This window comes from Clostridium ganghwense, assembly GCF_026735165.1.
GTDB classification, from domain to species: domain Bacteria; phylum Bacillota; class Clostridia; order Clostridiales; family Clostridiaceae; genus Clostridium_H; species Clostridium_H ganghwense.
Genome location: NZ_JAPQES010000003.1, coordinates 447,783 through 474,094, shown reverse-complemented (window position 1 = coordinate 474,094; position 26,312 = coordinate 447,783). Strand labels below are relative to the sequence as shown.

Here is a 26,312-nt window from a genome sequence, read left to right as displayed (position 1 = left end):
GAGGACAACTTACTGTTGTTCCTGTAAAAACAGAAGGCGATATACCAAAAGATAAGATTTTTGAATGTGTAAAAGCATTAAAAGGACTAAGTGTTAAAGCACCTGTAAATATTGGAGATGTTATTGTCGAAAATTTTGCAGGTACTGGTGTAAATGTAATCGCTACAAAAAAAATTATGCCCATATAAATTTTACCATATATTTTTCATTTAATAAAAGGTGGTATTTTACCGCCTAAGGCTGTTGACTCTTTGATGTCAACAGCATATTGTTCTCATAATAAAAAGGCGATTTTATCGCCTTTTTTACATGTAAAAAAATTATAAAAATGTTGAAAATTACATAAAAATATGTTAATATTAGGCTATAAATTGAAAAATATACTAAGGCAAGAGAATAATGAGAGCCACTATTAAACAAAGGTTTAAAAATACCTTTAAATAGCGAGCTCTTTTTGTTTTATAAAAAATATTTACAAATAAGCAGTACTTTATAAAGTGCTGTGGATTAATATTTTGAATGTAAACGATTAAGGGGGAGTAAAGAATGAAAAAAACACGTAAATTGGTAGCTTTAGCCATCACATTAGCATTAGGTTTTGGCCTTATAGGTTGTGGACAAAGAAATGCTAAAAAAACATCAGCAGCAACAGAATCTAAACAGGTTGCTAGTACAAAATCTGACAAAACAATAATTGCTCATAGAGGAGCTTCAGGATATTTACCTGAACATACTTTAGAAGCATATTCTATGGCTTATGCAATGGGAGTTGATTACATAGAAGCTGATGTTAACATCACTAAAGATGGTGTTCCAGTAGTAATGCACGATACGCATATTGATACTACAACAAATGTAGCTGAGCTTTATCCAAATAGAAAACGTGCAGATGGAAGATATTATATAGTTGACTTTACTTTAGATGAAATTAAAAAGCTTAGTGTACATGAACGTATAGATCTTAAAACAGGAAAAGCTGTTTTTGAAGGAAGATTTCCTCTAGGAAATGCTCATTTTGAAGTTCCAACTTTAGAGGAAGAAATTCAATTAATACAAGGACTTAACAAAAGTACAGGACGTAATGTAGGAATATACCCAGAATTAAAAATACCTAAATTCTATACTGGAAATGGAAAAGATATAGGAGCTATAACTTTAAAGGTTCTTGAAAAATATGGATATAATAAAGAAGATGCAAAATGTTATATTCAATGCTTTGATCCAACTTATTTGAAAAACTTTAAAGAAAAATTACAACCAAAATGTAAATTAGTTCAATTAATAGGTGATGCATCATGGGAAGACAATAAAGGTGATGATGTTGCACACATGCTTTCTGCTGAAGGATTAAAAGAAATAGCACAATATGCTGACGGAGTAGGTCCATGGATAAATCAAATCTTAGATGAAAATGGAGAACAAAAGGAGAGCAAATTAGTTTCTAATCCGAACTTTGTAAAAGATGCACATGCTAATAAACTTGCAATACATCCATATACAGTACGTAAAGATTCTTTACCAAAGTATGCTAAAAATGCAGATGAATTTATAAGAAAATTATTATTTGAAGTTGATGTAGATGGATTATTTACAGATTTCGCAGATTTAGGAGTAAAAGCAAAAAATGAAGGGCCATTAAAAAAATAGATTAAAAAATAGAGTTAATTAAAAGAAGCACAACATATTTAAAATAAATTTGTTGTGCTTCTTTTGTAATAAAAAAGCGGTATAATCCGCCTTTTTACATTTCCCAAATTTTTTCATCAGTAGTAGAAATACCAATAGCTCCGGATTTAATACTTTCAATTACATCTTCTTTATCTTTTATTAATCCTCCAGCTATGATAGGTTTTTTTGTTTGTTTATGCAAAGTATTTATTACTTTTCCCATAATTCCAGGTAAAATTTCTACTGCATCAGGATGAATAGTTTTCATAGCATGTATAGCATTATTTAAAGATAGAGAATCTAATAAGAAAAATCTTTGGATAGCAAACATGTCCATGTCTTTAGCAGCTTTAATTAAAGTAGCTTTAGTTGAAATTATTCCATCAGGTTGTATATTTTCTTTTATATATTTTAAAGCTGTTACATTTTTAGAAAATCCGTCTATTAAATCTACATGTATATATATGCTTTTTCCATTAGCTTTTACTTTGTTAACGATTTCTTTTAAGTTAAATATATCTCCAGTAAGAAGAAAAAGAATTTCGCAAGGAGATTCGATTGCGCTATCAAGTTTATTAAGATCTTTAACAGCAGCAATTATAGGGCTTATCTGCATTTTATCAAAAAATTCACTTTTCAATTGATTCACTCCCATTTTTATAAGATATTCATTATATTTATGATATTATATTTAGGTTATATATGCAATGATAATAAGTAAGAAATGTACTTAAAGTTTAAATTTTTCTAAGGAAATAATTGCCGCACCAAGAGCACCTACAATCTCTGGTTCTTCTGGTATATATATCTTCTCTTTAAGCTTTTTCTCTAATGCTTTTACAACACCTATATTTTTAGCAACTCCACCAGTTATCATAAAAGCACCTTCTCTTTTTATTCTGTCTATTAAAGAAATTGTTCTACTTGAGATAGAATTACAAAGTCCATGTATTATGTCGCTTTTTTCTTTGTTTTGGGCAATTAGAGAAATTACTTCTGATTCTGCAAAAACACTGCACATACTGGTTATATTTATGTTTTCTTTCCATTTTAAAGAGAGAGGTCCTAGTTCATCAATAGATATTTCAAGAGTTCTAGCCATCATTTCTAAAAATCTGCCTGTACCAGCAGCACATTTATCATTCATAGCAAAGTCAATAACATTACCATTTGCATCAAGTCGTATAGTTTTACTATCTTGTCCACCTATATCTATTATGGTTCTAACTCTTTCATTCAAGAAATGTACTCCTTTAGCATGACAGGTTATTTCAGTTACATTTTCATTTGCAAAAGGAATACTTACTCTTCCATAGCCTGTAGATATTATATAAGATATATCTTTCTTAGTTATATTTGCTTTTCTAAGAGCTTCCTTAAAAGCATTTTCAGCGCCTATAGAGCTTTTAGCACTTGTCCGTACTATAGAATAAGAAATTATTTTTTTATTTTCATCCATAATTACAGCATTTGTAGAAGTTGAACCACTATCTATACCCATAACAAGTTTTTTATCTAGATATTTATCTACAATTATATTAATATCTCTTTTATATTTTGTGGATAAGTTATTATTTGTATATTGTTTTACTTTTAAAGATTCTATAAAAGCTTCTATTCTAGTTTGTAGTTGACCTTCACTTTGTTCTGTGTAGTCGGTTTCTATTTTTAACATTGGAAGATGTATTTTGTTTTTTAACCGTGTATATTCATAAGAATAAAAATCACAGAATTTCACTGTATGATATATAATACCAGTAATATTTTTTTTATTTTCATTAATTACTTCATAACGTTTATTTAAGGCAGCCATTCTAAGGCAAGGAAAAGATTTAAGGAGATTTTGTGAGTAGTAGGTAAGCAAATCTTCATTTTCACCAAAATTACTATAGGTTATATTATTTCCTGTACAAGTAAAATTATATGCAACTTTAACATTACAATTTTCTATAATGTGTATTAAAGAATTTTTACATCTAGCTCCTAAAACTGCTATATTTAATGAAGTGGTATTTGCAGGTTTATTATTACCATTAGAAATTTTATTCAATAGTATATTTTTAAAGTCATTAACATTAAAAATTTTGCCGCTATAATGTTCATAGTGTTTAATAAAACGTAAAAGTTCTTTTTTAAATAGTTCTACAGAGCAGCAGGAGCTTTTGTGAGGAACATCTATTAGGTGTATAAAGTTGAACTCCTTTTTAGTTTTTAGAACGTCATATAGCCTTCTTATACTATCACAGCAATTTACGAGGACTATTTCGTTTAGTTCATTATTTAAGCAGTATTCTAAAACTGATTTTGAATAAAAGCACATATTGGGATGCATCAATGCATCAGAATTATCAAAGTTGGAGATAGATGGATCTATCTTTATAACCTTTTCTCCAAAGCTTTCTAAAATATCTATAGGAGTATATTTACATACATAGCCTATCATTATACAACCTTCCTTCTATTATTTGTATTTATCATTTCTAAAAAGGCTTCAATACGAGTTTGAATTTGACCATCTTGAGTATTTCGTCTATCTATGCAATCTCCATCAATAGATAAGAAAGGAAGGTTATTTTTTTTAAACAGTTCTTTTAAAATCATGGTTCCACCAGTAGATTGTTTACATCCCCAATGACAAAAATTTATTACACCATCAGCATTTAAAGTTTTAGCAGCTTTTAATATGTTTTGAGCTTTTGTTTCAAAGCTTCCATTGTATTGATTTAAAATCATTTTTTTTGCTAGAGCATCGTAGGGATGATTATAGTCTAATTCATCCATATAATCAAAATTGAAGTCACAGGTAAGAAGTTGATAATCTTCACTTAAATTAAAATAATTCTTTAGGAGTTTATGATAAAAAGGAAGTAAATGAACCCAGAGAATTTTTTTGCTTTTGCTTTCTTTAAAAGTTTTTATATCTTTTGCTTGCATCTTGTAGAAAGTGTAGGTTTCTTCTCTTCCTATAGCAACATGAGATGCAAAAAGCTTGTACATCTCCAGGGTAAGAGTATTTGGAAAGTATTTTGTTTGTAGGCTTGTATAAAAATTTTTCCTATATATTAATGAAGCATTTTCACGCATTATAACTTCTTTTAGCTTATTTTCATCTAAAGATTTTTTCATTACATCTTCCATCATATTTACCATTTCTTTTATTTGAACACTAACATATTTTTCAGCATCTTTACTATATTCATAAGGAATATCTATAACATATAAGGGAATGTCATATTGTTTAGAAGTATGTTTAAAAGTACTAATATTTGCATCACATATCATAGAGGAAGTAATTGCAAAACGTGGTTTAGGGAGTAATCCAGAATTTATAGCTCCTAAAAAAGCTTTATGATAAGAACATAAGGTTTCTGAAAAGCCGCAGTTTGTTGCATAGTCTATAAAGTAGTCTTCACAGGTAAATCCAGATAGAAAAGATGAAAAGGCTTCTATAAATAGAGGATATATATTCATAGCATGTAATAGTTCAGCTGGTGCAAAAAGATTTACTAAAGCAGAGGAATGAGAATTTTGTAAAGGTTCTAGTATGTATTGAACACATATTTTATTTAAATATTGAAGAGATGGTGGTAGAGTTTTGTTTCTAAATTTAGAAAGTCTAAATTTTTCAAAGAATAAGCCTGTCTTAATGAGGTTTAAAGAAGTTTCAGGATTGGCCATGGAATTTTTAATTGCATAACCATATTTTTTAATTATATCCATTTATATACACTTCCTTCTAAAAAAAATATGTACTATTTAAAATAGAAAAATTTTATAAAATGTTAAAAAAATAGGATTAAATAAAAAACGCCATACATGGATGTGGGAGGGAAATACGAGATTTCAAATTCCATGTATGACTTATGGGTTTTATTTATTAATAATTATAAAATTACCATTTTATTAATAAATATTTTTATCAATTCAAAATAATTGTAAAAGTTACAGTCATTTTAAACTTAGAAAGTAAAAAAATATTTACTCCTACTTTATATTGTATTATTAGTTTATTTCAATGTCAATAAAAGTATTAGTATTATTTAATTTATTATGATTTTTTTCAGACAATAGCTATATGCTCTATAGGATGTTAAAATTTTCATAGCACTCTTTAATACTTGTAGGTAGAGATTATTAAAGGTATAATAACTATTAAAGGTTATTTTGAAGATTAATAAAGAATTTTGGTAGGTGTTATCTATGAGAATAAAAGATATTAAGGTTGGCAGAATTACTATTCCACTTAGACAACCTTTTAAAACAGCTACAACTACAATAAATGAAGTAAATGAAGTAGTAGTAAAAATTATTGCAGATAGTGGAGAAGTTGGAATAGGATCAGCAGTACCAAGTGCACAAATAACTGGAGATAGCCAAAAATCTATAATTGATGCTGTAAATTTAATAAAGCTTAAACTATATGGAATGGATATTGATAATTTAGAAGAAATTATGTCAATAATAGATAATACCATAAGTGGAAACACAAGTGCTAAGGCAGCTTTAGATATGGCAGTTTATGATTTGTTTGGGAAAAAGTATAATATACCTTTATATAAGTTATTTGGAGGAAGTAAAGGACAAATTATTACTGATATAACCATCAATATTGGAACACCAGAAGAGATGGTAAAAGAATCTCTTCAAGCTATAAATAACGGATTTAAGCACCTAAAGATTAAGGTTGGGACTGATCCTATATTAGATTTTAAGAGAGTTAAAACCATAAGGCAAGCAGTAAGAAAAGACATAAAAATAAGGGTTGATGCGGATCAAGGGTGGACACCTAAATCTGCAGTTAAAATAATAACTAAATTCGAAGATGCAGGACTTGATATTGAACTCATAGAACAGCCTGTAAAAGCATGGGATTTAGAAGGATTAAAGTTTGTAACAGATAATGTTATGACTGATATTTTAGCTGATGAATCTGTACACTCTAGTAGAGATGCACTAAAGATTATGCAGATGAGAGCAGCAGATTTAATCAATATAAAGTTAATGAAATGTGGAGGATTTCATAATGCACTAAAAATTTGCAGTATAGCTGAAACTATGGGAATTGAATGTATGATGGGCTGTATGGTTGAAAGTAAAATAGGAATAACTGCTGCAGCTAATTTTGCTATGGGTAAAAAAAATATAGTTAAAACAGATTTAGATATGGTACTGTCCTTTGAAAATGATCCCGTAATTGGGGGAGCAAAATTTGAAGAAAATATGATTATTGCAAATGAAGGAGCAGGACTTGGAATTAAAGATGTAATTGGGTTAGAAGAAATTATTTAAACTTAAATTACTTCAAATTAATTTTTATAGGAGGACAGAAAATGTTTAGTGGCAAGAAATTAAAATACTTGATGTATTATGTTACGGGTGTTTTAATATTACTGATTGCATTGAATTCAGTGATGAAGAGCTTTGGAACAAAACATATTAAGTATAGTACTTTTGAAAAAATGCTTTCAGAGAAAAAAATAGAAGAGGTACAAATAAGAGATAATGAATTAGTTATAGTTCCAAAATCAGAAAAAGATGTAGAGAAAAAAATACTTTATACTGCTAATATCGAGAAGCAGAATATTTCAACTTTATTAGATAGACTAAAAGCAGCAGGAGTTAATTATGATGGCCCTGTAAAAAATAATAATCCTTTCATGAACTTTTTCTTGGAATGGATATTACCACTATTAGTGTTTATGATAATAGGTAGAATAATATTTGGAAGTATGGAAAAGAAAATGGGCAGTGGGGTCATGTCCTTTGGCAAAAATAATGCTAAAATTTATGCTGAAAATGAAACCGGAAAGACATTTGCAGATGTAGCAGGACAAGATGAGGCAAAAGAATCTTTAGTTGAAATTGTAGATTTTCTACATAATTCAGAGAAGTATATTAAAATAGGAGCTAAACTTCCTAAAGGGGCTCTTTTGGTTGGACCTCCTGGAACAGGAAAAACTCTTCTTGCAAAGGCTGTAGCAGGTGAGGCAAAGGTTCCATTTTTCTCTTTATCAGGTTCCAGTTTTGTTGAGATGTTTGTAGGTATGGGAGCAGCTAGAGTTAGAGATTTATTTAAGCAGGCAGAAGAAAAGGCTCCATGCATAGTATTTATAGATGAAATTGATGCTATTGGTAAAAGCAGAGATAGTGGAATGGGTGGAGGAAATGATGAAAGAGAACAAACCCTGAATCAGTTGCTTGCACAAATGGATGGTTTTGATGCATCTAAGGGAGTTGTAATACTAGCTGCTACAAATAGACCAGAAGTTTTGGATAAAGCCTTATTAAGACCTGGTAGATTTGATAGAAGAGTTATTGTGGATACTCCAGATTTAAAAGGAAGAGAAGCTATATTAAAGGTTCATTCAAAAGAAGTAAAGATGTCGGATGATGTTAATCTTGAATCAGTTGCAAAAGCAACTCCAGGAGCAGTAGGAGCTGATCTTGCTAATATGGTAAATGAAGCTGCACTTCTTGCAGTTAAAAAAGGAAGAAAGGCAGTTATACAAGAAGATTTAGAAGAATCTATTGAAATAATTATTGCTGGTAAAGAGAAAAAGGACAGAATAATGTCTGATAGAGAAAAAAGAACTGTTGCTTTCCATGAAGTTGGTCATGCATTAGTTGCAGCTCTATTAAAACATACAGATCCTGTTCATAAGATTACAATAATTCCTAGAACAATGGGTGCTCTTGGATATACAATGCAGCTTCCAGAAGAGGAAAAATATTTAGTAAGTAAAGAAGAAATGACGGATAAAATAACTGTAATGCTTGGAGGAAGAGCTGCTGAAGAGGTAGAATTTAATGCAATATCTACAGGGGCTTCAAATGATATTGAAAAAGCAACACAAACTGCAAGAAATATGGTTACTATATATGGTATGACAGAAAGATTTGATATGATGGCTCTAGAGTCTGTTTCTAATAGATATCTTGATGGTAGACCTGTTAGAAATTGTAGTGCTCAAACAGAAGCTATTATTGATGAAGAAACTTTAAAAATAATAAAAGAATCTCATGGAAAAGCAATTAAGATTTTAGAAGATAATAGAGAGCTGCTTACAGCTATTTCAGAAAGACTTATTGAAAAAGAAACTCTAATGGGTGATGAATTTATGGAAATGGTTAACGGGGTATTTCCAGAAGAAAGTTCAAAAAATGAAAATTCAGAAATATCATTAGATAAAGAAGAACAAATCGAAGATACTAAAGATACTAAAGAAGAACAACAAAATTAATTTAGCTAGGATAATAGTACAATGTAAATTTACATTGTACTATTAAGCGTTATATGATTTAATAATAAAATAAGTTTATCTAGAAAAGAGTTGATGTTAGTGAAAAATAATGAATTAGAAAAAGAAATACAAAGGGAAATACAATTAGAAGCTGAAAAGCAAAAATTAGAAGAAACTGTTGAGATAATAAAAACAGAAATCATAAATTATGTTCAAAAAAGAAAAGATATTACTCAATATTTAGTTGATGCAAGAAAGAAAGCAGTAGAAGAATACAGAGATGATGAAGATAAGCTAATAGAATATTTTGATCATGAGAGATTTATAAGAGAAGAAAGTTTTAAAACAATTGATAGAAAGCTTAGAGAACTGACAATTCTTCAAACCGCACCTTATTTTGGTAAAGTTACTTTTGAAGAAACGGAGATTGAAGAAGATGATTCTATATATATAGGTAGATTTGGAGTAACTCCTCAGGAAGCTTATGAGCCTGTGGTTGTGGATTGGAGAGCGCCAATAGCATCATTATTTTATGCAGGTAAGCTTGGTGAGGCTGAATATGATGCACCTATGGGAAAAATACAGGTAGATATAAAAGGAAAAAGACAATTTATTATAAAAAAAGAAAATCTTATAGGGATGTTTGACTCTGAAATAGATGTAAAAGATGATATACTTCAAATGGTTCTAAGTAAAAGTGCTGGTGAAAAACTAAAAGACATAATTATGACAATTCAACAAGAACAGGATAAGCTTATAAGACAACCTAGAGAGAAAACAATAGTTGTAGATGGTGTAGCTGGTAGTGGAAAGACTACAATAGCACTTCATAGAGTAGCATATTTACTTTATAACTATAGAAAAATTCTTCAAGATAAGGTACTTATTTTAGGACCTAATAATATATTTATGGAATACATATCAACTGTTCTTCCTAGTTTAGGAGAAATCGGAGTAAGACAACAAACTTTTACTGAATTTGCTCTTGATATTTTAGAACTAAATAATATTATGGATTTTAGAGAGTATATGGAGAAAATAATAAATAAAGATGAAGAATTTGTTAAAGAAATACTATTTAAAATTTCAGAAGGATTTATTAAAGAATTAGATAAATTTATAGAAGTGTTAAATGAAAAGTATTTTAAACTTACAGATCTTATTTTTGATAATAAGGTATTAGTTCCTAATGAAGCTATTAAAGAATTGTTTGAATACTATAAATACATGCCTCTATTTAGAAGAAGTAAGAAAATAAAGAGAATACTTTATTCAAAAATAAGAGATGAAAGAGACGAGAAAGTAAGACAAATAGAAAAATCGTATAAAGAGTCTATAGCTAAATTAAGCGAAGATGAAAGAATTTTAGAAGAAACGGGATTAATGTTTCAAAGAAAACTAAAAATTAGAGAAGTTATAAAAAAAGTTATGATTTCAAAAAAATCATTAGAGTGGCTAGATAACGAAGAAGTTATAGATTTATATAATAACTTAAATGGAAATAAGCAGCTAACAGTAGATGATTTAGCACCTATTTTATATTTAAAAGTTAAACTAGAAGGATTAAAGCTAGAGGAAGAGATAAAGCATCTAGTTATAGATGAAGCTCAAGATTACAGCTTACTTCAGTTTATAGTAATTAAGGAATTAACTAAATGTAATGCCTTTACTATTGTAGGGGATAAAAATCAGAGAATACTTCCACTTAGAGGAGAATCACCTATGTTGAAGCTTCAGGAAGTAATGGATAATGTAGAATACTTTAACTTAAATAAGAGCTACAGATCAACTAAAGAGATTATGGAGTATGCAAATAATTATCTACAAGATGAAAAGATAGTTCCTTTAGTTAGAAGTGGTGAGAAAGTTATAGAAAAGGACTTTAAATCAAAAGAAGAATTTGTAGAAGAAGTTCATGAGACTATTTACAAATTAAGAAATGAAGGACTTGAAAGTATTGCAGTAATATGCAAGAATTTAGAAGAAACTATAAAAATAGCTTCTTTAATTAAAGAAAATACTGGAATAAAAGTTTTAGATAGAGAAGATATAATTTACAATAAAGGAGAAATAGTTATTCCTGCATACTTTGCAAAAGGCTTAGAGTTTGATGCAGCTATTATTGTAAATTGTGAAAATGAAAAAGAATTAAAAGAAGATAAGCTAATGTATGTTATGGCAACAAGAGCATTACATCAGCTGTATGTTTATAATATACAATAAAATAAAAAAAATTTAAAGTAAATAAAAGCTATGCTCAAAAGGGCATAGCTTTATATCTATTTATTTCTATATTCTTTTTCATATTTTAAAATTTTAGTAATAACATCATTTATAGTTTTTTCAACTTATCAAAATCCATATTTGGAATATAATATTTTTCAAGTTCATCATGTAAAGCTTTGGCTTCGGATATGAGTTTCAATCCTTTACTTAAATGATTACTAGCATAAATAAATGGCTTTAAATATGTATATATGGAAAATATAATTTTCAATATATTAGGAGTAATAGTAGATGAAGAAGATATGCTATACTTATAAATGAAGAAATCCATTTAAAAGAAATGTTTGATGCTATTGAGTGTATTTCAAAAATTTGGGGTGGATATCAAACTTATATGAATATCTAAGTTCTTAATAGAAAAGGAAAATATTTTTAAATTAATAGAGCAAAGGTAGGGGATACAATGTTTAAAATATTAATTGTTGAAGATGATAACAAAATTAGAGAGGCATTAGATGAGCATCTTAATAAATGGGGGTATGATGTATTATGTGTAGAAGATGAAAAATTAGATGATATTTTAAATATATTTATAAGCTATCAGCCACATATTATACTTTTAGATATTAATTTAAATGCATTTGATGGATTTTATTGGTGTAGAAAAATACGTGAGATTTCAAAAGTACCAATTATTTTTATTTCATCAAGAAATACCAATATGGATATGATTATGGCTATGAATATGGGTGGAGATGATTTTGTACAAAAGCCTTTTTCTATAGATGTATTGGTTGCAAAAATACAAGCAATGATTCGTAGAACATATGATTATAAAAAAGATGATAGTACAATTATAGAGTATAAGGGGGTATTATTGGATTTAAATAATCATAGTGTACAATATAAAAATAAATCTGCCGAGCTTACTAAAAATGAATTGAGGATTTTACACACATTAATGAAACATCAAGGGAAAATTATCAGCCAACATTTTATGGTGAGGCAGTTATGGAAAGATGATGAATTTGTCAATAACAACGCAATCACTGTGAATATGAGTAGATTACGAAATAAACTAAAAGAAATTGGACTTAATGATTTTATTCAAACAAAAATAGGACAAGGATATGTGATTCTATGAAGATAAAAAATTTTTTATGGGATAAGATTTATTTTATTATTTTTTTGGTGATAACAATAGTGTTTACTTCAATGATTTTAGAAACTATGGATAAAGTAATGTATACTATTTTAGTAATGACTGTTTTTGCCATAATTTATTTAGGTGTTGAATATATGATAGAATATCAATTTTTGAAATCATTGACGGAAAAAATCAATCAAAAAAATATGGAAAACTTAAGATGTCTACATACAGAGGTACAGCCAAAAAAACAAGAACAAGCATTGTTTGTAGAAATTTTAGAAAAAATCAATGAAAGTTATCAGCAAGAGGTTGACAAATTTTATTGTAGACAAAAAGAATATGAAAAGTATATTGAAACATGGGTTCATGAAATAAAAACACCTATTGCAGCATCAAGACTTATTATAGAAAAAAATCCATTTGATGAAAATTTGATAAGTATAGAAGAAGAAGTGGATAAAATAGAAGATTTTGTTGATCAAGCTCTATATTATGCAAAAAAAGACAGTATTTCTAAGGACTATTTTATTGGAGAGATAGCATTAGAAAAAATTATTAAAAACGTATTGAAAAAAAATGCAAAACAAATTATTGAAAGAGATATCTCTATTATAAGAGAGGATTTAAACTATACTGTTATGACAGATGCTAAATGGACAGAATTTATGGTAAATCAAATCATGCAAAATGCTATAAAGTATACAAAAAAGAATAACGGAACTATTAAAATTTATGGGAAATATGAAAATAATGTGATTACTTTAAATATTGAAGATAATGGTGTGGGCATAAAAGAAGAAGATTTAGGAAGAGTTTTTGAAAAAGGATTTACAGGATATACGGGAAGAATATTCAAAAAATCAACAGGAATTGGATTGTATTTAGTAAAAGAGCTGAGTGAAAAATTAGGGCAAAAAGTAGTTATTGAATCGGAGTATGGAAAATATACAAAAGTAAAAATACATTTTTTAAAAAAGAGAGGCATTTATGATATTACAAAATTGTAATATGAAGCGTTAAATTGAAAGACGAATCGATGGAAGGAATAAATCATAAAGGGTAAAATGAAATTACTAAATACCTTTATGATTTTTTTTTATTGGAAGAGAGGAGTTTCAAGAGGAATGATGTACTTAATGTATCAAATGTAAAAAAAGTGTATGAATAAAGTACTCCCAAAATTAAAGAGAAATATACCTTTAAATATTAGTTTTAAAATTAATGATTACGATAAAGGAATCTATATACAAGGTGTTTAGATAAATTACAATAAGTAAAAGGTTGCGATTTTGATATGACACGAAAAAGATTAACACAAACATTCCCATTCTTACTTCCATTAAGACAAAAACAAAGAAAACTGTTCTTTTATATGAAAATGTACTTTGACAGCAACAAATACGCAAGAAAAATTGAAAATGAACTGTTACCGTATAAAATATTTGAAGCAGCTTCTTTAATGCTTAATAAAAACAGCGGGTTTAATATGAAGTATCAAATGAATAAAGTACACAACTTGAAACTTGCAGCTAAAACGCTGAATGGGCTTGTTATCAAACCAAATGAAACCTTTTCATTTTGTAAACTTGTACGATGCGCTGATCGTTATCAGTCGTTTAAAGATGGATTGACCTTATTGGACGGAAAGATTGTTGGCTCGTATGGCGGTGGTTTATGTCAGTTAAGCAATCTACTATTTTGGATGTTTCTTCATACCCCGTTGACTATTGTGGAAAGGCAGGGTCACGCCGTGGAATCCTTTCCGTCAACAACAATAGATTTACCATATGGCATAGATGCCACGATAAATGATGGTTGGTTAGATTTGAAGGTGAGGAATGATACGGATACTACCTTTCAAATTGCTGTTTCATTTGATGATGAATTTATGTATGGTAACATTTTATCAGATTGCGAACAAACCTATGAATATGAGATTTTCAATCAAAGCATTTCCTATTGCAAAATAGGCGGCAAAGTATTTCAAAAAGCTTCTGTTGACTGTAATAGGATTGATAAAACAACAAAACAAAAAGAACACATTTCATTATATAACAATATTTGTGAAATTGGATATATATTACCCGATGATATAGAATTTGTGGAAGAAGGAGATTAAGAAAATGAAAAAGAAAAAAATTGCAGTTGTGTTTGGAGGGTGCTCAACAGAATATGCAGTATCATTACAGTCGTCTTACGCTGCTCTCTCCAATTTAGATAAAGATAAATATGACATCATACCTATTGGCATTACAAAGCAGGGGGAGTGGTTTCGATATTACGGTGCTTACGAGAATATTTCTAATGATACTTGGTATGAAGATGTAACTAATCTTATTTCTGTTGCTGTTTTGCTTAATCGAAGCACAGGTGGAATAATTGAATTTACCCGAAATGGAAACAAGGTTACAAAGCTTGATGCAGCATTCCCCTTATTACACGGAAAAAATGGCGAAGACGGCACAGTACAAGGTTTGTTTGAATTAGCAGGAGTACCACTTGTAGGTTGCAATACTCTTTGTTCGGCACTTTGTATGGATAAGGATAAAGCTCATAATCTTGTTCATGTCGCAGGAGTTTCTGTGCCTCAAGCGGTGGTTGTAAAACAACCTGTAAATGATAAAGAACTTTTTACAATGACACACAAATTAGAATACCCATTGTTCGTAAAACCTGTTCGTGCAGGCTCATCCTTTGGTATTACAAAAATCTATAAACAAGAAGAATTACAGGAGGCTATGAAACTTGCGTTTGAACACGACAGCGAGGTCATTATTGAAGAAAATATTGACGGTTTTGAAGTTGGATGTGCCGTTTTAGGCAATGACAGCTTAACCGTAGGCAGAGTGGATGAAATAGAACTGACAGACGGCTTTTTTGATTATACAGAAAAATACACCTTGAAAAGCTCAAAAATTCATATGCCTGCAAGAATTGATGAGCATACTGAAAAAAAGATACAAGAAACCGCAAAGGTTATTTATAAAACACTTGGTTGCTCCGGTTTTGCAAGAGTGGATATGTTTTTAACTCCAAGCAATGAAATTGTATTTAATGAAGTAAATACTATCCCTGGCTTTACCTCTCATAGCCGTTATCCAAATATGATGAAAGGCATTGGTCTGTCTTTTGAAAAAATGTTAGATAAGCTAATCGAACTGGGTAAAGAATAATGAAAACTTTAACATTAACTAAAAACGATATTTATACAGGAAATTTAGTTCTTGTAAATGCTAAACTTCCGCTTGTATCTCATAGCAATAATGGCCTTATCTTTGCCGATGCAAAGCGCTCTGACATTCTTATGGAACGGGGTGCGGCAACAGCCCTCTCTCGTATTTTATGTGATATGAATTGCATAGAGGAAATTGTTCTTGTAAGCGGATACCGCTCTGAAGATGAACAAGAGCATATATATTCTTGTTCTATGAGAGATAACGGAAAAAGGTTTACTGAAAAATATGTGGCACTTCCAAACCACAGCGAACATCAAACAGGATTTGCCATTGATTTAGGACTGAAAAAAGATGACATTGACTTCATTCGTCCCGATTTTCCCTATGAGGGTATTTGTAATGAGTTTCGAAAAAAAGCACCAAAATACGGATTTATTGAACGATATCAATCCGGCAAAGAAGATGTAACGGGAATTGCTCACGAGCCGTGGCATTTCCGCTATGTCGGCTACCCCCATTCTGAAATTATGAGCAAGTATGATTTTTCACTTGAAGAATACATTGAATTTATTAAAAATTATACCTATGGTGAAGAACATTTGAAAATAACAAGAAACAAACAAGAAATAGAGATTTTTTATGTTCCATTTCTTTCTTCAGAGCAAATGACACTACATCTTCCCGAACATAGCTTTTATCAAGTTTCAGGCAACAATGAAGATGGTTTTATCATAACACAATGGAGGGAGCAATAATGAAGAAGCAAGAAACATATACAGGAATAGATTATTTTAGAATTATTGTTGCATTTTTAATAGTAGCAAATCACACATCCCCTTTGTCAACATACAGTGAAACTGCTGATTTTATTCTCACTCGTATCATTGCCCGCATTGCTGTTCCATTTTTCTTTATGACATCCGGATTTTTCTTGATTTCGAAATATAGTCATAACACCAATAAATTAAAAACCTTTATTAAAAGAACAACGCTTATATACTGTGTAGCAATCGCAATCTATATTCCACTTAACATTTACAACAAATATTTTACTATGGATAACCTGTTGCCCAATATCGTTAAAGATATTGTGTTCGATGGAACGCTATATCACTTGTGGTATCTTCCTGCTGCAATTATCGGTGCTGCTATTGCGTGGTTTTTTGTAAAAAAAATCGGGCTAAAATGGGCTTTGGGGATTACAGCTTTTTTGTATGTGGTAGGAATCTTTGGGGACAGTTATTATGGAGTTGCTGAGCAAATTCCAGTTTTGAAAAGTTTTTATGGCTATCTTTTTGAGCTTTTCGATTATACCCGTAATGGTATCTTCTTCGCACCCGTCTTTTTTGTGCTTGGAGGTATTATCTCAAACAAAACAATTCATACTTCACTCAAAAATAATTTTATAGGATTTGCAATCACCTTTTCGCTTATGATTGCAGAAGGAGTGTTTTTACACAATCTTGATTTACAACGCCACGACAGTATGTATATTATGCTTGTGCCGTGTATGTTCTTCTTGTTTTCCGTACTTACCTTTTGGAAAGGACATAGAGTTTCGACATTAAGAACATCGGCTATGATTATTTATATTATCCATCCGATGATGATTGTCGCTGTTCGTATGGTTGCAAAAATCTTGGGACTGCAAGCATTTTTGATAGATAACAGTCTAATTCACTTTATTGCAGTTAGCATAGTATCTGTTACAGTTTCAATACTCTTTTTAATACTGCAAAAACACATAAAAGTAAAACGCCGAACGACTTCCAAACTGGATCTAGACAGGTCTTGGATTGAGGTCGATTTAGATAATCTAAGACACAATGTAGATGTGCTGCAAAAAGCTATGCCTACCGATTGCGAACTGATGGCAGTTATAAAAGCCGAAGCATACGGTCACGGTTCTATCGCAGTGTCATCCTGCTTAAATCAAATAGGCATTAAGGCATTCGCCGTGGCAACTATTGATGAAGGAATTGAACTAAGAAAATATGGTATTCAAGGAATAATTTTAATTCTGGGTTATACAAGTCCGACACGGGCAAAAGAGCTTCATAAGTATGACCTTACACAAACCGTAATTGATTTTAATTACGCAGTTTCCTTGAATAAACAGGGGTATGATATCAAAGTGCATATTAAGATTGATACAGGAATGCACCGACTTGGTTTTAGTAAGAATGATGTGCTGAAAGTCGTTAGAATTTTCAAGGCGAAGCATCTAAATGTATGTGGCATTTATACGCATTTGTGTGTTGCTGATAGTCTTGATACGGAAGATGTTCATTTTACACATATTCAGATTAAAACTTTCTATGCATTGCTTGAAGAACTTTCTAAAAAAGATATAAAACTTCCTAAAATACATATTCAAAGCAGTTACGGACTTTTGAATTATCCGGAAATTGACTGTGATTATGCTAGGATAGGAATTGCATTATACGGTATATTAAGCTCTTACGGTGATGAAACAAAATTAAAGCTTGATTTACGTCCTGTTCTGTCACTAAAATCACAAGTTGTTCTAATCAGAGAAATAAACGAGGGAGAAAGTGTTGGCTATGCTAGGGCTTTTATTGCAAAGCGTGACAGCCGCATAGCTGTTTTGCCAATTGGTTACGCCGATGGCTTTCCGAGAAATTTATCTTGTGGTAACGGCAATGTACTTATACATGGTTATCGTGTGCCGATTATCGGGCGAATTTGTATGGATCAGCTTATCGTAGATATAACAGATGTGCCTAATGTAAATATTGGCGATACAGCAACCCTAATCGGGAAAGATGGACAAGCTGAAATATGTGTTACAGAAGTTGCAGAAAATGTGGACAGTATCACAAATGAGTTGTTAAGCAGAATGGGAAGTAGATTAAAGATAATTAATTTATAATTTTCACAATATATTTTACTAATCATATAATGCTACTTTATATATGAACAAGAAATGCGATTTTATTAGTTTTGTAAGTATACTCGAATATTCGAATATAAGAGGTTTTTATGATATTACAAAATTGTAATATGAAGCATTAAATTGAAAGATAAATAGATGGAAAGAATAAATCATAAAGTGTAAAATGAAGTTGTTAAATCCCTTTATGATTTATTTTTATGAAAAGGAGAGAGGTTTTAGGATGAATGATGTACTTAATGTATCGAATGTAAAAAAAATATATGGATCAAGTGGAAATATATGCAGAGCATTGAATGATGTTTCTTTTGTTATGAAAAAAGGTGAGTTCTTAGGAATTATGGGTCCTTCTGGAGCAGGAAAAACAACACTTTTAAATATTGTGTCAACAGTTGATAAAGCTACATCTGGATGTGTTAAGATTAATGGAGAAGATATTTTAAAAATAACTAAAGACAAAATATCTGATTTTAGAGGAAAAGAAATAGGGTTTATTTTTCAAGATTTTAATTTGTTAGATACCTTAACTATCAAGGAAAATATTGCATTACCTCTTACTATAACAAGGGTACCTGTAAAAGAAATTGAAAAACGAATTGAATATCTTTCAAAAAAATTAGGAATTTCTGAAATACTTAATAAATTTCCATATGAAGTATCAGGAGGACAAAAGCAAAGGAGTGCAGCAGTACGTGCCATGATTCATAATCCATCACTCATATTAGCTGATGAGCCAACGGGAGCATTAGATTCTAAATCAGCTGAAGACTTGTTAGAAACATTAAATGAATTAAATAGTACATATGAAGCTACTATTATGTTAGTAACACATGATCCTTTTGCAGCTAGTTATTGTAATCGAATATTGTTTTTAAAAGATGGGGAAATTTTCACAGAAATAAATAAGGGCGGAACCCGCAAAGATTTTTTAAAGAAAATTCTTGATGTATTAGCTGTTTTAGGTGGTGGTGGTAGTTATGATGTACTTTAATATAGCCTATAAAAATTTAACCAGAAGCGTTAATAATTATTTGACTTATTTTACATCTATCATATGTTCTATTGCTGCCTTTTATATCCTTCAATCTATAAGATTTAATAATCAAGTTATACAGCTTATAGAAATGAAGAAGGATATGGAGATAGGTTTTAAAGTAGCAGGATACATTATTATTGTTGTGGTTGCTGTATCTATGATATATGCAAATATGTTTTTTATAAGAAAACGAAAACGTGAAATAGGAATGTATGCTATGCTTGGCATGAAGGAAAGTAAGATTGGAATTATGCTATTTAGTGAAAGTATTATGCTAGGAGGAGTGGCACTTGTAGTGGGAATTGGTTTAGGGATACTACTTTCAAAAGGGTTCATAATATTCCTAATGAATTTAGCAGGAATTTATAAAGTGAACTTTGCTTTTAGTATTCCTAGTAAAGCACTGCTTGGAACAACCTTGTTTTGTATGAGCATTTTGATAGTTTCTTCAGTATATAACTATATGGTTGTTTATTGCTATAAATTGGTAGATTTGTTAAAAGGTGAAGCTATTCGTGAAAAAGATGTAAAAAATATGAAAGTCTTTCATAGTATTTTGGGCTTGATTTCAATGATTATTCTTTTATATGGATATTCTTTAGCTATAAAATTAGGAAATAATCCACAGAAGTATAGTGGAATAAAAGCAGAGATGATTGAAAAATCTTTTTTCAGCGTGGTAATTGCAACCTATGGACTATGGATTTCAGCAGCAGGTATGTTATTTAAATGGCTAGAAAGATGTAAGACATATTATTTTAAAGATTTAAATTTGTTTTTGAATAGGCAAATGACACATCGTATTCGTACAAATGCAAAAATGCTAGCTACTGTTACTATTTTAATAAGTATAACCACTGGAGCATTTGGTACTAGTTTTAGTTATTATTATAAAATAGGAAGTGAAGTGGATAAGAATTTACATTTTTCATATGAAGTTGACTTAAAAATGGATACTAATACTGATGGATTAAATAAGAAACAACAGATGGAAGTTAACGAAATATTTGAAAAATATAAAAATCAAAATCCAATTCAATACGATAATACAGTGTGTACGGCTACGATACCTGTGAAGATATTGGGGATTACAAATAAAAGAGGAAATTTTATTCGTATTATAGATGAAACCAGTTACAATAAAATGGTATTAAATAAAGAAAATGGATACGGTGAGTATCATAGGATGGCTAAACTAGAGAAATATACAGATGTTTTAGTTGTGGGTAGTAATTCTGAAGTATTTAAACAAGAATTCAAAATGAACAACAAAATATTTGATGATAAAACATTTAATGTGATAGAGTATGAACCATCATATCTAGATAATATTAAGTGGACGTGTTTGGTTTTTAAAGATGAGGTTTTTGAAAAATTAAAAAAATATGCAGAGCAGATTAGATATCATAGATATGTAATAGTGAAAAATGAAAAAGAGTCAAAAGCTTTGTCATATGAATTAAGTGATTATATGCCTAAGGGTTGTATGTATTATTTTGCTTATGCAGAAAGTATGAATGGAGGAGCTATATTTATATTCGTTGGATTATTTGTAGGTCTTGTATTTTTATTTGCATCTGGAAGTGTTTTGTCAATGAAGCAATTAACTGAGAGTGCCACAGATCGGATAAGATATAATATTTTAAGAAAAATTGGAGCAAGTGAAAAAAAAGTAAAGAGAGTGATAGGAAAACAAATAGGAATAATATTTTTTATGCCAGTTCTTTTGGCAGTAGTGCATAATTATTTTGCATTAAGGTTTGTAAAGGTTATGTTAAATACTGATATTACTATACCTATTATGATTACTAGTGGTGTAGCATTAACCATTTATATGTTTTATTATTTGATTACAGTAAAAACTTATTATCATTTAACAAAATAAAGGAGATGAAAAATATGAAAAAAATTATATCGTTATTTTTAATATTGGGTTTTGTATTGGTGAGTTCGTTATTTTTTATAGCATGTGGCAAAAATGTAAAAGGGGAAATAAAAGTAGAAGGGAATACAGAAAAATATATAAATAAAGCTTATGGATTTGAACTAAAAATAGATGATAAATGGGAAAATAAGTATAATTATATAGAGGCTGGTGGAAACGATGATGGAGAAGTATTAAAATTTCAGGTTGATTTTATGGATAAGGATAAGGAAGAAAAAATCAAGAAAAAAATCCCTTTAGATATTAGTTTTAGAATTTATGTTTACGATAAAGAAATGATAAAATCAAATGCAGAGAAAGTGAAGAAAGATGTAAAGAATTATATTAAAGAAGAATGTGAACAAACTTATTTAGGTGAAAATGATAAATGTTACTTTACTGTGCAGTATTACAATGATATGGAATCAATAGATAAGTTGTTTTCTGTAATATAAAAATAAAATAAGAAAATTTAAAGTAAATAAAAGCTATGCTCAAAAAGGCATAGCTTTTATATCTATTTATTTTTATATTCTTTTTCATATTTTAAAATTTTAGTAATAACATCATTTATAGTTTTTTCAACCTTATCAAAATCCATATTTGGAATATAATATTTTTCAAGTTCATCATGTAAAGCTTTGGCTTCGGATATGAGTTTCAATCCTTTATTTAGAAGTAAATTAAAGTTTTCTTTAGCCTTTTCTATTTCTGCTTTATTTCTATCAATGAGAATTTTATTTTGTAAATCTTCCATGTTAATCTGATTACCAGCAAAACTTCTTTCGTTTATTTCATTTGAGGTTAATATTGCAGTACTTAAATTTGGAATACATATATGCTCTATTCTTTCAGGAACTAATGGATCGTGGTAAACTTCAACGTATAGACCTCTTTTTAAAGCTTTCTTGTAAAGATATTGTAGTGTTGAGGTTTTACCTGTTCCAGGTCCCCCATTAAGAACATATACATGTTTATAATCTTTATATATTGAATCAATAAAAGTTACTATTCCATTTGGAGTAAAAGCTGTAGCAAATAGATGTCTACTATTAGCTGCGATTGATACATCTGTATTTTTAAATAAGTCATTCTTTAACCTTTCTTGGAGATTGTTTAATTTTGATGCATTTAGTGCTTCTGAATTATAGCTGCTCCAATCATCATGAATTAATCTAGAAGCTCCAATGTATCTATAAGCATGTTTGAATTTTTTACCTACCTGTTTATTCGTAGAAATTATTGAACTTCTATAATCTTTAAATCCGCTTTCAATCCAGCAATCTCCCATATTTAGTATTTCATCTACAGCACCAGGATTTATAGGATCAACTACATGTGGTGAGGTTCCATCAAGTAAAGCTACATTTAACTCTTTAATAACTACTCCATCTAAAGAAGTATTATCTGAAGAACAATGATGATATTCTATATCATAACCTTTTTCATTAAAGTATTGACCAACTCTTTTCATTAGAGAAGATTTTCCAGTTCCAGGACCCCCTTTAATGCAAATTATCCTTCTTGCAGTTTCTTGAGGTAGTATATACCTATAAAAAGAATAGAAACCTTTAGATGTATTTCCACCTGGGAAAAAATGTTTGAATTCACCTTTCATAAAATCACACTCCTATTTTCATATCTATATAATATATTAAAAAAATATGGAAAAGTTTACTGTTAATATCTAATATTTATATAAAAATGGGATTTTTATAGGGATGTTATTTTATCAAAATATGATAGCTTAGAAAAAAATTAAAATATCATATGAGGTATAAAGATAATAAAAAAAGAAATTTAGGATTAATGAAGGTGAAGCATATAATAAATATAGGAATTTATATAGTGGTAGGAACAGGAGTTAGATAAGGTTCGCTTCCACCAATAAAACCCATAAATACATATCAATTATATTAAAAAATTGTTGACAAAAAAAATGAAACAAGTTAAAATTTAATTATAATTAAACGGTTACAATTAAATAATGAGATCGTTACTGATTCGATCAGGCGAAACCTTAGTTAATCAAAAGTGATAAATTTTGTCTCATTTGATTAGTTAAGGTTTTTTTATTCTAAAAGGTAAATAAACTAATTGATATGGGGGTGATAGAGTTGATAATTAAAAAGGTTTTTAATAATAATGTAGTGTTAGCAAAGAATTCTTCTAAGCATGAGATTGTTGTTATGGGATGCGGAATTGCTTTTAAGAAAAAGGTAGGAGATGAAATAGATGAAAATCTCGTTCAAAAAACCTTTATTCTTAAACAAAAAGAGGCTTCAGAAAAATTTAAATTATTGCTAGAAGATGTTCCCGTAGAGCATGTGTCTCTATGCTACGATATTATTGAATATGCAAAAAATATTTTAAATGTAAAGTTAAATGACTATATATATGTTACCCTAACAGATCATATTAGTAATGCTCTTAAAGTTTTTGAAGAAGGACTTAATTGCCCTAATGTACTTATTTGGGAAATCAAAAAGTTTTACCCTAAGGAATTTGCTGTAGGATTAAAAGCACTAGATTTTATTGAAAGTGAAGTAGGTAAGAGATTACCTGAGAATGAAGCTGGAAATATAGCTCTTCATCTAATAAATGCACAGATAAACAGCTCCTATGATAATGTGGAGGATATGCTTAACATAACAGAAATGATAATGGATATTTTAAATATAGTTAAATATACATACAACATTGAATTAGATGATAAATCTCTAAGCTATGAAAGATTTATTACTCATTTAAGATTCTTCTTCAAAAGATTAAATAGAAAAGAAAAGATAGAATCAGAAGAAGATGATTTCTTATTAAAGCAGGTAAAAGTAAAATATAAAAAGGCATACAATTGTATGCTTAAAATAGAAAAATATCTAGAAAAAGAGCTAAATGATGAGGAAAAATTGTATTTGACTCTTCACATTCAAAGAATTACCCAAAGATAATAAAATATTTAGGATTGTTACTGGTAAAGCAGGCGAGACCGAAATTGATAGAATAAAGGATTATTCTATTTATTTGGTCTTGCCTTTTTTTATAAATAAATATGAAAAGAGGAGAGGCATTATGAAGTATGAACAATTGGCAAAAGACATTATAAAAAATGTTGGCGGAAAAGAAAATGTTAACAGCTTAACTCACTGTGTTACACGTCTTCGTTTTAAATTAAAGGATGAAAAGAAGGCAAATACAGAAGTATTAAAAAACATGGATGGTGTTGTGACAGTTATGCAAAGTGGTGGACAATACCAAGTAGTTATAGGTAATCATGTACCGGACGTTTATGAAGATGTGATGGTTATAGGGGGATTTAGTACAGCAACATCAGATGAAACAGAACAAAAAACAGGAGTATTAAATAGTTTAATAGATACAATTTCAGGAATATTTGCACCAGCTCTAGGAGTATTAGCAGCTACTGGTATGATTAAAGGTTTTAATTCTTTATTCTTAGCTTTAGGCTGGATTTTACCCAATTCAGGTACGTATCAGCTTTTAAATGCTATAGGAGATTGTTTTTTTTACTTTTTCCCAATATTCTTAGGATACACAGCTGCTAAGAAGTTTAAATTAAATCACTTTGTTGGGATGGCAATAGGTGCAGCACTTGTTTATCCAGCACTTTCTGGTTTAACTGCAGGTGAACCATTATATACTTTGTTTCAAGGTACAATAATAGAATCACCTGTATATATAACATTCTTAGGAATCCCAGTTATTTTAATGAATTATGGATCAAGTGTTATTCCAATTATCCTTGCTACTTATGTAGCATCAAAGGTTGAAAAGTTATTTAAGAAGATAATACCAGATGTTGTTAAAGCTTTCTTAGTTCCATTTTGTACATTACTAGTTGTTGGTCCTTTAACTTTTATAGTAGTTGGACCTGTAGCCACATGGGCGGGCCAGTTATTAGGTGCAGGTACAATTGCTCTTTATGAATTTAGTCCAATTATTACCGGTCTTGTTATTGGAGGTTTTTGGCAAGTGTTTGTTATATTTGGATTACACTGGGGATTAATACCTCTTGCAATCAACAATTTAGTTACTTTAGGATATGATCCAATTCTGGCTCTTACATTTGCTGCATCTTTTGCACAAACTGGGGTAGTACTAGCAATAATGCTTAAGACAAAGAATAAAAAGTTAAAATCTTTATCAGTACCAGCAGTTATTTCAGGTATATTTGGAGTTACTGAGCCTGCTATATATGGTATCACATTACCTCGTAAGAAACCATTTATACTAAGTTGTATTGTAGCTTCTATAGGTGGTGCTATCATAGGATGGGCAGGTTCAGTAATGTATATTATGGGGGGATTAGGTATCTTTGGTATACCAAGTTACGTTAATCCAAAATCAGGATTAGACAAAGGTTTCTATGCAGCCATTACATCTTTTATTATTGCTTTCATTCTAGGGTTTGTAGTAATGTATTTTAGCAAATTTGAAGATGACGAAGTTACTCCTGAAAATAAAGAAGAAAAGAAGGAAGAAACTTTAGTAAAGCAGGAAGTTATAGGTAGTCCACTAAAGGGAAAAGTTATAGCGTTATCAGAAGTTAAGGATGAAGCTTTTTCAAAGGGAGTATTAGGAAAAGGTATTGGTATAGAACCTTCAGAAGGTAAGGTTGTAGCTCCGGCAGATGGAGTATTAACAACTCTTTTCCCAACAGGGCATGCTATGGGAATCACTACAGATAATGGTGCTGAAATTTTAATTCATGTAGGTATGGACACTGTACAATTAGAAGGAAAGTACTTTACTCCAAAGTTTAAACAAGGAGATAGGGTGAAAATAGGTGATGTCATATTGGAATTTGACAAAAAGGCTATCGAAGAGGAAGGATACTCAGTTACAACACCTGTAGTTATAACAAATTCTGATAATTACTTAGATGTTATTGAAACTGATAAGGTAAATATAAACTATAAAGGTGAATTATTAACAGTAGTAATTTAATAAAGGAAAGGA

At 29.8% G+C, this 26,312-nt stretch carries 20 protein-coding genes; 16 read left to right on the top strand and 4 right to left on the bottom strand.

Translation table 11 applies throughout. The annotated features are described in order from the left end of the window. Together OXH55_RS11280 and glpQ are read left to right on the top strand one after the other, a co-directional pair. Positions 1-188 (top strand): DUF1667 domain-containing protein (locus OXH55_RS11280; protein WP_268050068.1); only part of this gene is annotated, 188 nt, incomplete at its 5' end. Positions 189-546: 358 nt separating this feature from the next. Next, positions 547-1,647 (top strand): glycerophosphodiester phosphodiesterase, encoded by a 1,101-nt coding sequence (gene glpQ, locus OXH55_RS11275; protein WP_268050067.1) that lies wholly within the window; start codon positions 547-549, stop codon positions 1,645-1,647. 94 nt (positions 1,648-1,741) lie between these two features. On the opposite strand, the gene OXH55_RS11270 is transcribed toward glpQ, so the two are convergent. From OXH55_RS11270 to OXH55_RS11260, 3 genes are all read right to left on the bottom strand, one after another. Beyond that, positions 1,742-2,317 carry a glycerol-3-phosphate responsive antiterminator gene (locus OXH55_RS11270; protein WP_268050080.1) on the bottom strand — a complete coding sequence of 192 codons (576 nt, stop codon included), beginning with the start codon at positions 2,315-2,317 and terminating at the stop codon, positions 1,742-1,744. Between the two features lie 81 nt (positions 2,318-2,398). Then, a complete protein-coding gene (locus OXH55_RS11265; protein WP_268050066.1) occupies positions 2,399-4,111 on the bottom strand; it encodes an acyl-CoA dehydratase activase in 1,713 nt (570 codons plus the stop codon). Further along, positions 4,111-5,388, bottom strand: coding sequence for a 2-hydroxyacyl-CoA dehydratase subunit D (locus OXH55_RS11260; protein WP_268050065.1), 1,278 nt, complete (start codon positions 5,386-5,388; stop codon positions 4,111-4,113). Before OXH55_RS11260 ends, OXH55_RS11265 begins: the two co-directional genes overlap by 1 nt. Before the next feature lie 480 nt (positions 5,389-5,868). On the opposite strand from OXH55_RS11260, the gene OXH55_RS11255 reads away from it, so the two are divergent. From OXH55_RS11255 to OXH55_RS11200, 12 genes are all read left to right on the top strand, one after another. Continuing rightward, positions 5,869-6,957 (top strand): dipeptide epimerase, encoded by a 1,089-nt coding sequence (locus OXH55_RS11255; RefSeq protein WP_268050064.1) that lies wholly within the window; start codon positions 5,869-5,871, stop codon positions 6,955-6,957. Positions 6,958-6,998: 41 nt separating this feature from the next. Next, positions 6,999-8,909 (top strand): ATP-dependent zinc metalloprotease FtsH, encoded by a 1,911-nt coding sequence (gene ftsH / locus OXH55_RS11250; protein ID WP_268050063.1) that lies wholly within the window; start codon positions 6,999-7,001, stop codon positions 8,907-8,909. Positions 8,910-9,008: 99 nt separating this feature from the next. Beyond that, the gene (locus OXH55_RS11245) at positions 9,009-11,132 is read left to right on the top strand and encodes a HelD family protein (protein ID WP_268050062.1); all 2,124 of its coding nucleotides are present in this window, start codon (positions 9,009-9,011) and stop codon (positions 11,130-11,132) included. Between the two features lie 466 nt (positions 11,133-11,598). Beyond that, positions 11,599-12,279, top strand: a complete 681-nt coding sequence (locus OXH55_RS11240; RefSeq protein WP_268050061.1) for a response regulator transcription factor — start codon at positions 11,599-11,601, stop codon at positions 12,277-12,279. A gap of 47 nt (positions 12,280-12,326) precedes the next feature. Then, complete coding sequence (locus tag OXH55_RS20130) at positions 12,327-13,292, top strand: ATP-binding protein (protein ID WP_268050060.1); 966 nt, start codon at positions 12,327-12,329, stop codon at positions 13,290-13,292. 287 nt (positions 13,293-13,579) lie between these two features. Further along, positions 13,580-14,404, top strand: coding sequence for a glycopeptide resistance accessory protein VanW (vanW, locus tag OXH55_RS11230; RefSeq protein WP_268050059.1), 825 nt, complete (start codon positions 13,580-13,582; stop codon positions 14,402-14,404). 4 nt (positions 14,405-14,408) lie between these two features. Continuing rightward, positions 14,409-15,458, top strand: coding sequence for a D-alanine--D-serine ligase VanG (gene vanG / locus OXH55_RS11225; RefSeq protein ID WP_268050058.1), 1,050 nt, complete (start codon positions 14,409-14,411; stop codon positions 15,456-15,458). After that, the gene (locus OXH55_RS11220) at positions 15,458-16,216 is read left to right on the top strand and encodes a M15 family metallopeptidase (protein WP_268050057.1); all 759 of its coding nucleotides are present in this window, start codon (positions 15,458-15,460) and stop codon (positions 16,214-16,216) included. The genes vanG and OXH55_RS11220 overlap by 1 nt, the downstream gene beginning before the upstream one ends. After that, complete coding sequence (vanT, locus tag OXH55_RS11215) at positions 16,216-18,354, top strand: serine racemase VanT catalytic subunit (protein ID WP_268050056.1); 2,139 nt, start codon at positions 16,216-16,218, stop codon at positions 18,352-18,354. Before OXH55_RS11220 ends, vanT begins: the two co-directional genes overlap by 1 nt. A 244-nt stretch (positions 18,355-18,598) precedes the next feature. After that, positions 18,599-19,366 carry an ABC transporter ATP-binding protein gene (locus OXH55_RS11210; RefSeq protein WP_268050055.1) on the top strand — a complete coding sequence of 256 codons (768 nt, stop codon included), beginning with the start codon at positions 18,599-18,601 and terminating at the stop codon, positions 19,364-19,366. Further along, the gene (locus tag OXH55_RS11205) at positions 19,353-21,296 is read left to right on the top strand and encodes an FtsX-like permease family protein (protein WP_268050054.1); all 1,944 of its coding nucleotides are present in this window, start codon (positions 19,353-19,355) and stop codon (positions 21,294-21,296) included. The genes OXH55_RS11210 and OXH55_RS11205 overlap by 14 nt, the downstream gene beginning before the upstream one ends. A 14-nt stretch (positions 21,297-21,310) precedes the next feature. Next, positions 21,311-21,790, top strand: coding sequence for a hypothetical protein (locus OXH55_RS11200; protein ID WP_268050053.1), 480 nt, complete (start codon positions 21,311-21,313; stop codon positions 21,788-21,790). Between the two features lie 62 nt (positions 21,791-21,852). Here OXH55_RS11200 and OXH55_RS11195 read toward each other — a convergent pair whose 3' ends face one another. Further along, positions 21,853-22,953, bottom strand: a complete 1,101-nt coding sequence (locus OXH55_RS11195; protein WP_268050052.1) for a PRK06851 family protein — start codon at positions 22,951-22,953, stop codon at positions 21,853-21,855. 499 nt (positions 22,954-23,452) lie between these two features. Between OXH55_RS11195 and licT the strand changes: the two genes are divergently transcribed. Together licT and OXH55_RS11185 are read left to right on the top strand one after the other, a co-directional pair. Further along, positions 23,453-24,283 (top strand): BglG family transcription antiterminator LicT, encoded by an 831-nt coding sequence (gene licT / locus OXH55_RS11190; RefSeq protein ID WP_268050051.1) that lies wholly within the window; start codon positions 23,453-23,455, stop codon positions 24,281-24,283. Positions 24,284-24,404: 121 nt separating this feature from the next. Further along, on the top strand, positions 24,405-26,300 hold the full coding sequence (locus OXH55_RS11185) for a beta-glucoside-specific PTS transporter subunit IIABC (protein WP_268050050.1): 1,896 nt from the start codon (positions 24,405-24,407) through the stop codon (positions 26,298-26,300). Positions 26,301-26,312 lie beyond the last annotated feature (12 nt).

Bases quoted from the DNA above. Each gene is read 5' to 3' on its own strand.
- glpQ (WP_268050067.1), top strand. From the start codon at position 547: ATGAAAAAAACACGTAAATTGGTAGCTTTAGCCATCACATTAGCATTA.
- OXH55_RS11265 (WP_268050066.1), bottom strand. From the start codon at position 4,111: ATGATAGGCTATGTATGTAAATATACTCCTATAGATATTTTAGAAAGC.
- OXH55_RS11260 (WP_268050065.1), bottom strand. From the start codon at position 5,388: ATGGATATAATTAAAAAATATGGTTATGCAATTAAAAATTCCATGGCC.
- OXH55_RS11255 (WP_268050064.1), top strand. From the start codon at position 5,869: ATGAGAATAAAAGATATTAAGGTTGGCAGAATTACTATTCCACTTAGA.
- ftsH (WP_268050063.1), top strand. From the start codon at position 6,999: ATGTTTAGTGGCAAGAAATTAAAATACTTGATGTATTATGTTACGGGT.
- OXH55_RS11240 (WP_268050061.1), top strand. From the start codon at position 11,599: ATGTTTAAAATATTAATTGTTGAAGATGATAACAAAATTAGAGAGGCA.
- vanW (WP_268050059.1), top strand. From the start codon at position 13,580: ATGACACGAAAAAGATTAACACAAACATTCCCATTCTTACTTCCATTA.
- vanG (WP_268050058.1), top strand. From the start codon at position 14,409: ATGAAAAAGAAAAAAATTGCAGTTGTGTTTGGAGGGTGCTCAACAGAA.
- OXH55_RS11220 (WP_268050057.1), top strand. From the start codon at position 15,458: ATGAAAACTTTAACATTAACTAAAAACGATATTTATACAGGAAATTTA.
- vanT (WP_268050056.1), top strand. From the start codon at position 16,216: ATGAAGAAGCAAGAAACATATACAGGAATAGATTATTTTAGAATTATT.
- OXH55_RS11210 (WP_268050055.1), top strand. From the start codon at position 18,599: ATGAATGATGTACTTAATGTATCGAATGTAAAAAAAATATATGGATCA.
- OXH55_RS11205 (WP_268050054.1), top strand. From the start codon at position 19,353: ATGATGTACTTTAATATAGCCTATAAAAATTTAACCAGAAGCGTTAAT.
- OXH55_RS11200 (WP_268050053.1), top strand. From the start codon at position 21,311: ATGAAAAAAATTATATCGTTATTTTTAATATTGGGTTTTGTATTGGTG.
- OXH55_RS11195 (WP_268050052.1), bottom strand. From the start codon at position 22,953: ATGAAAGGTGAATTCAAACATTTTTTCCCAGGTGGAAATACATCTAAA.
- OXH55_RS11185 (WP_268050050.1), top strand. From the start codon at position 24,405: ATGAAGTATGAACAATTGGCAAAAGACATTATAAAAAATGTTGGCGGA.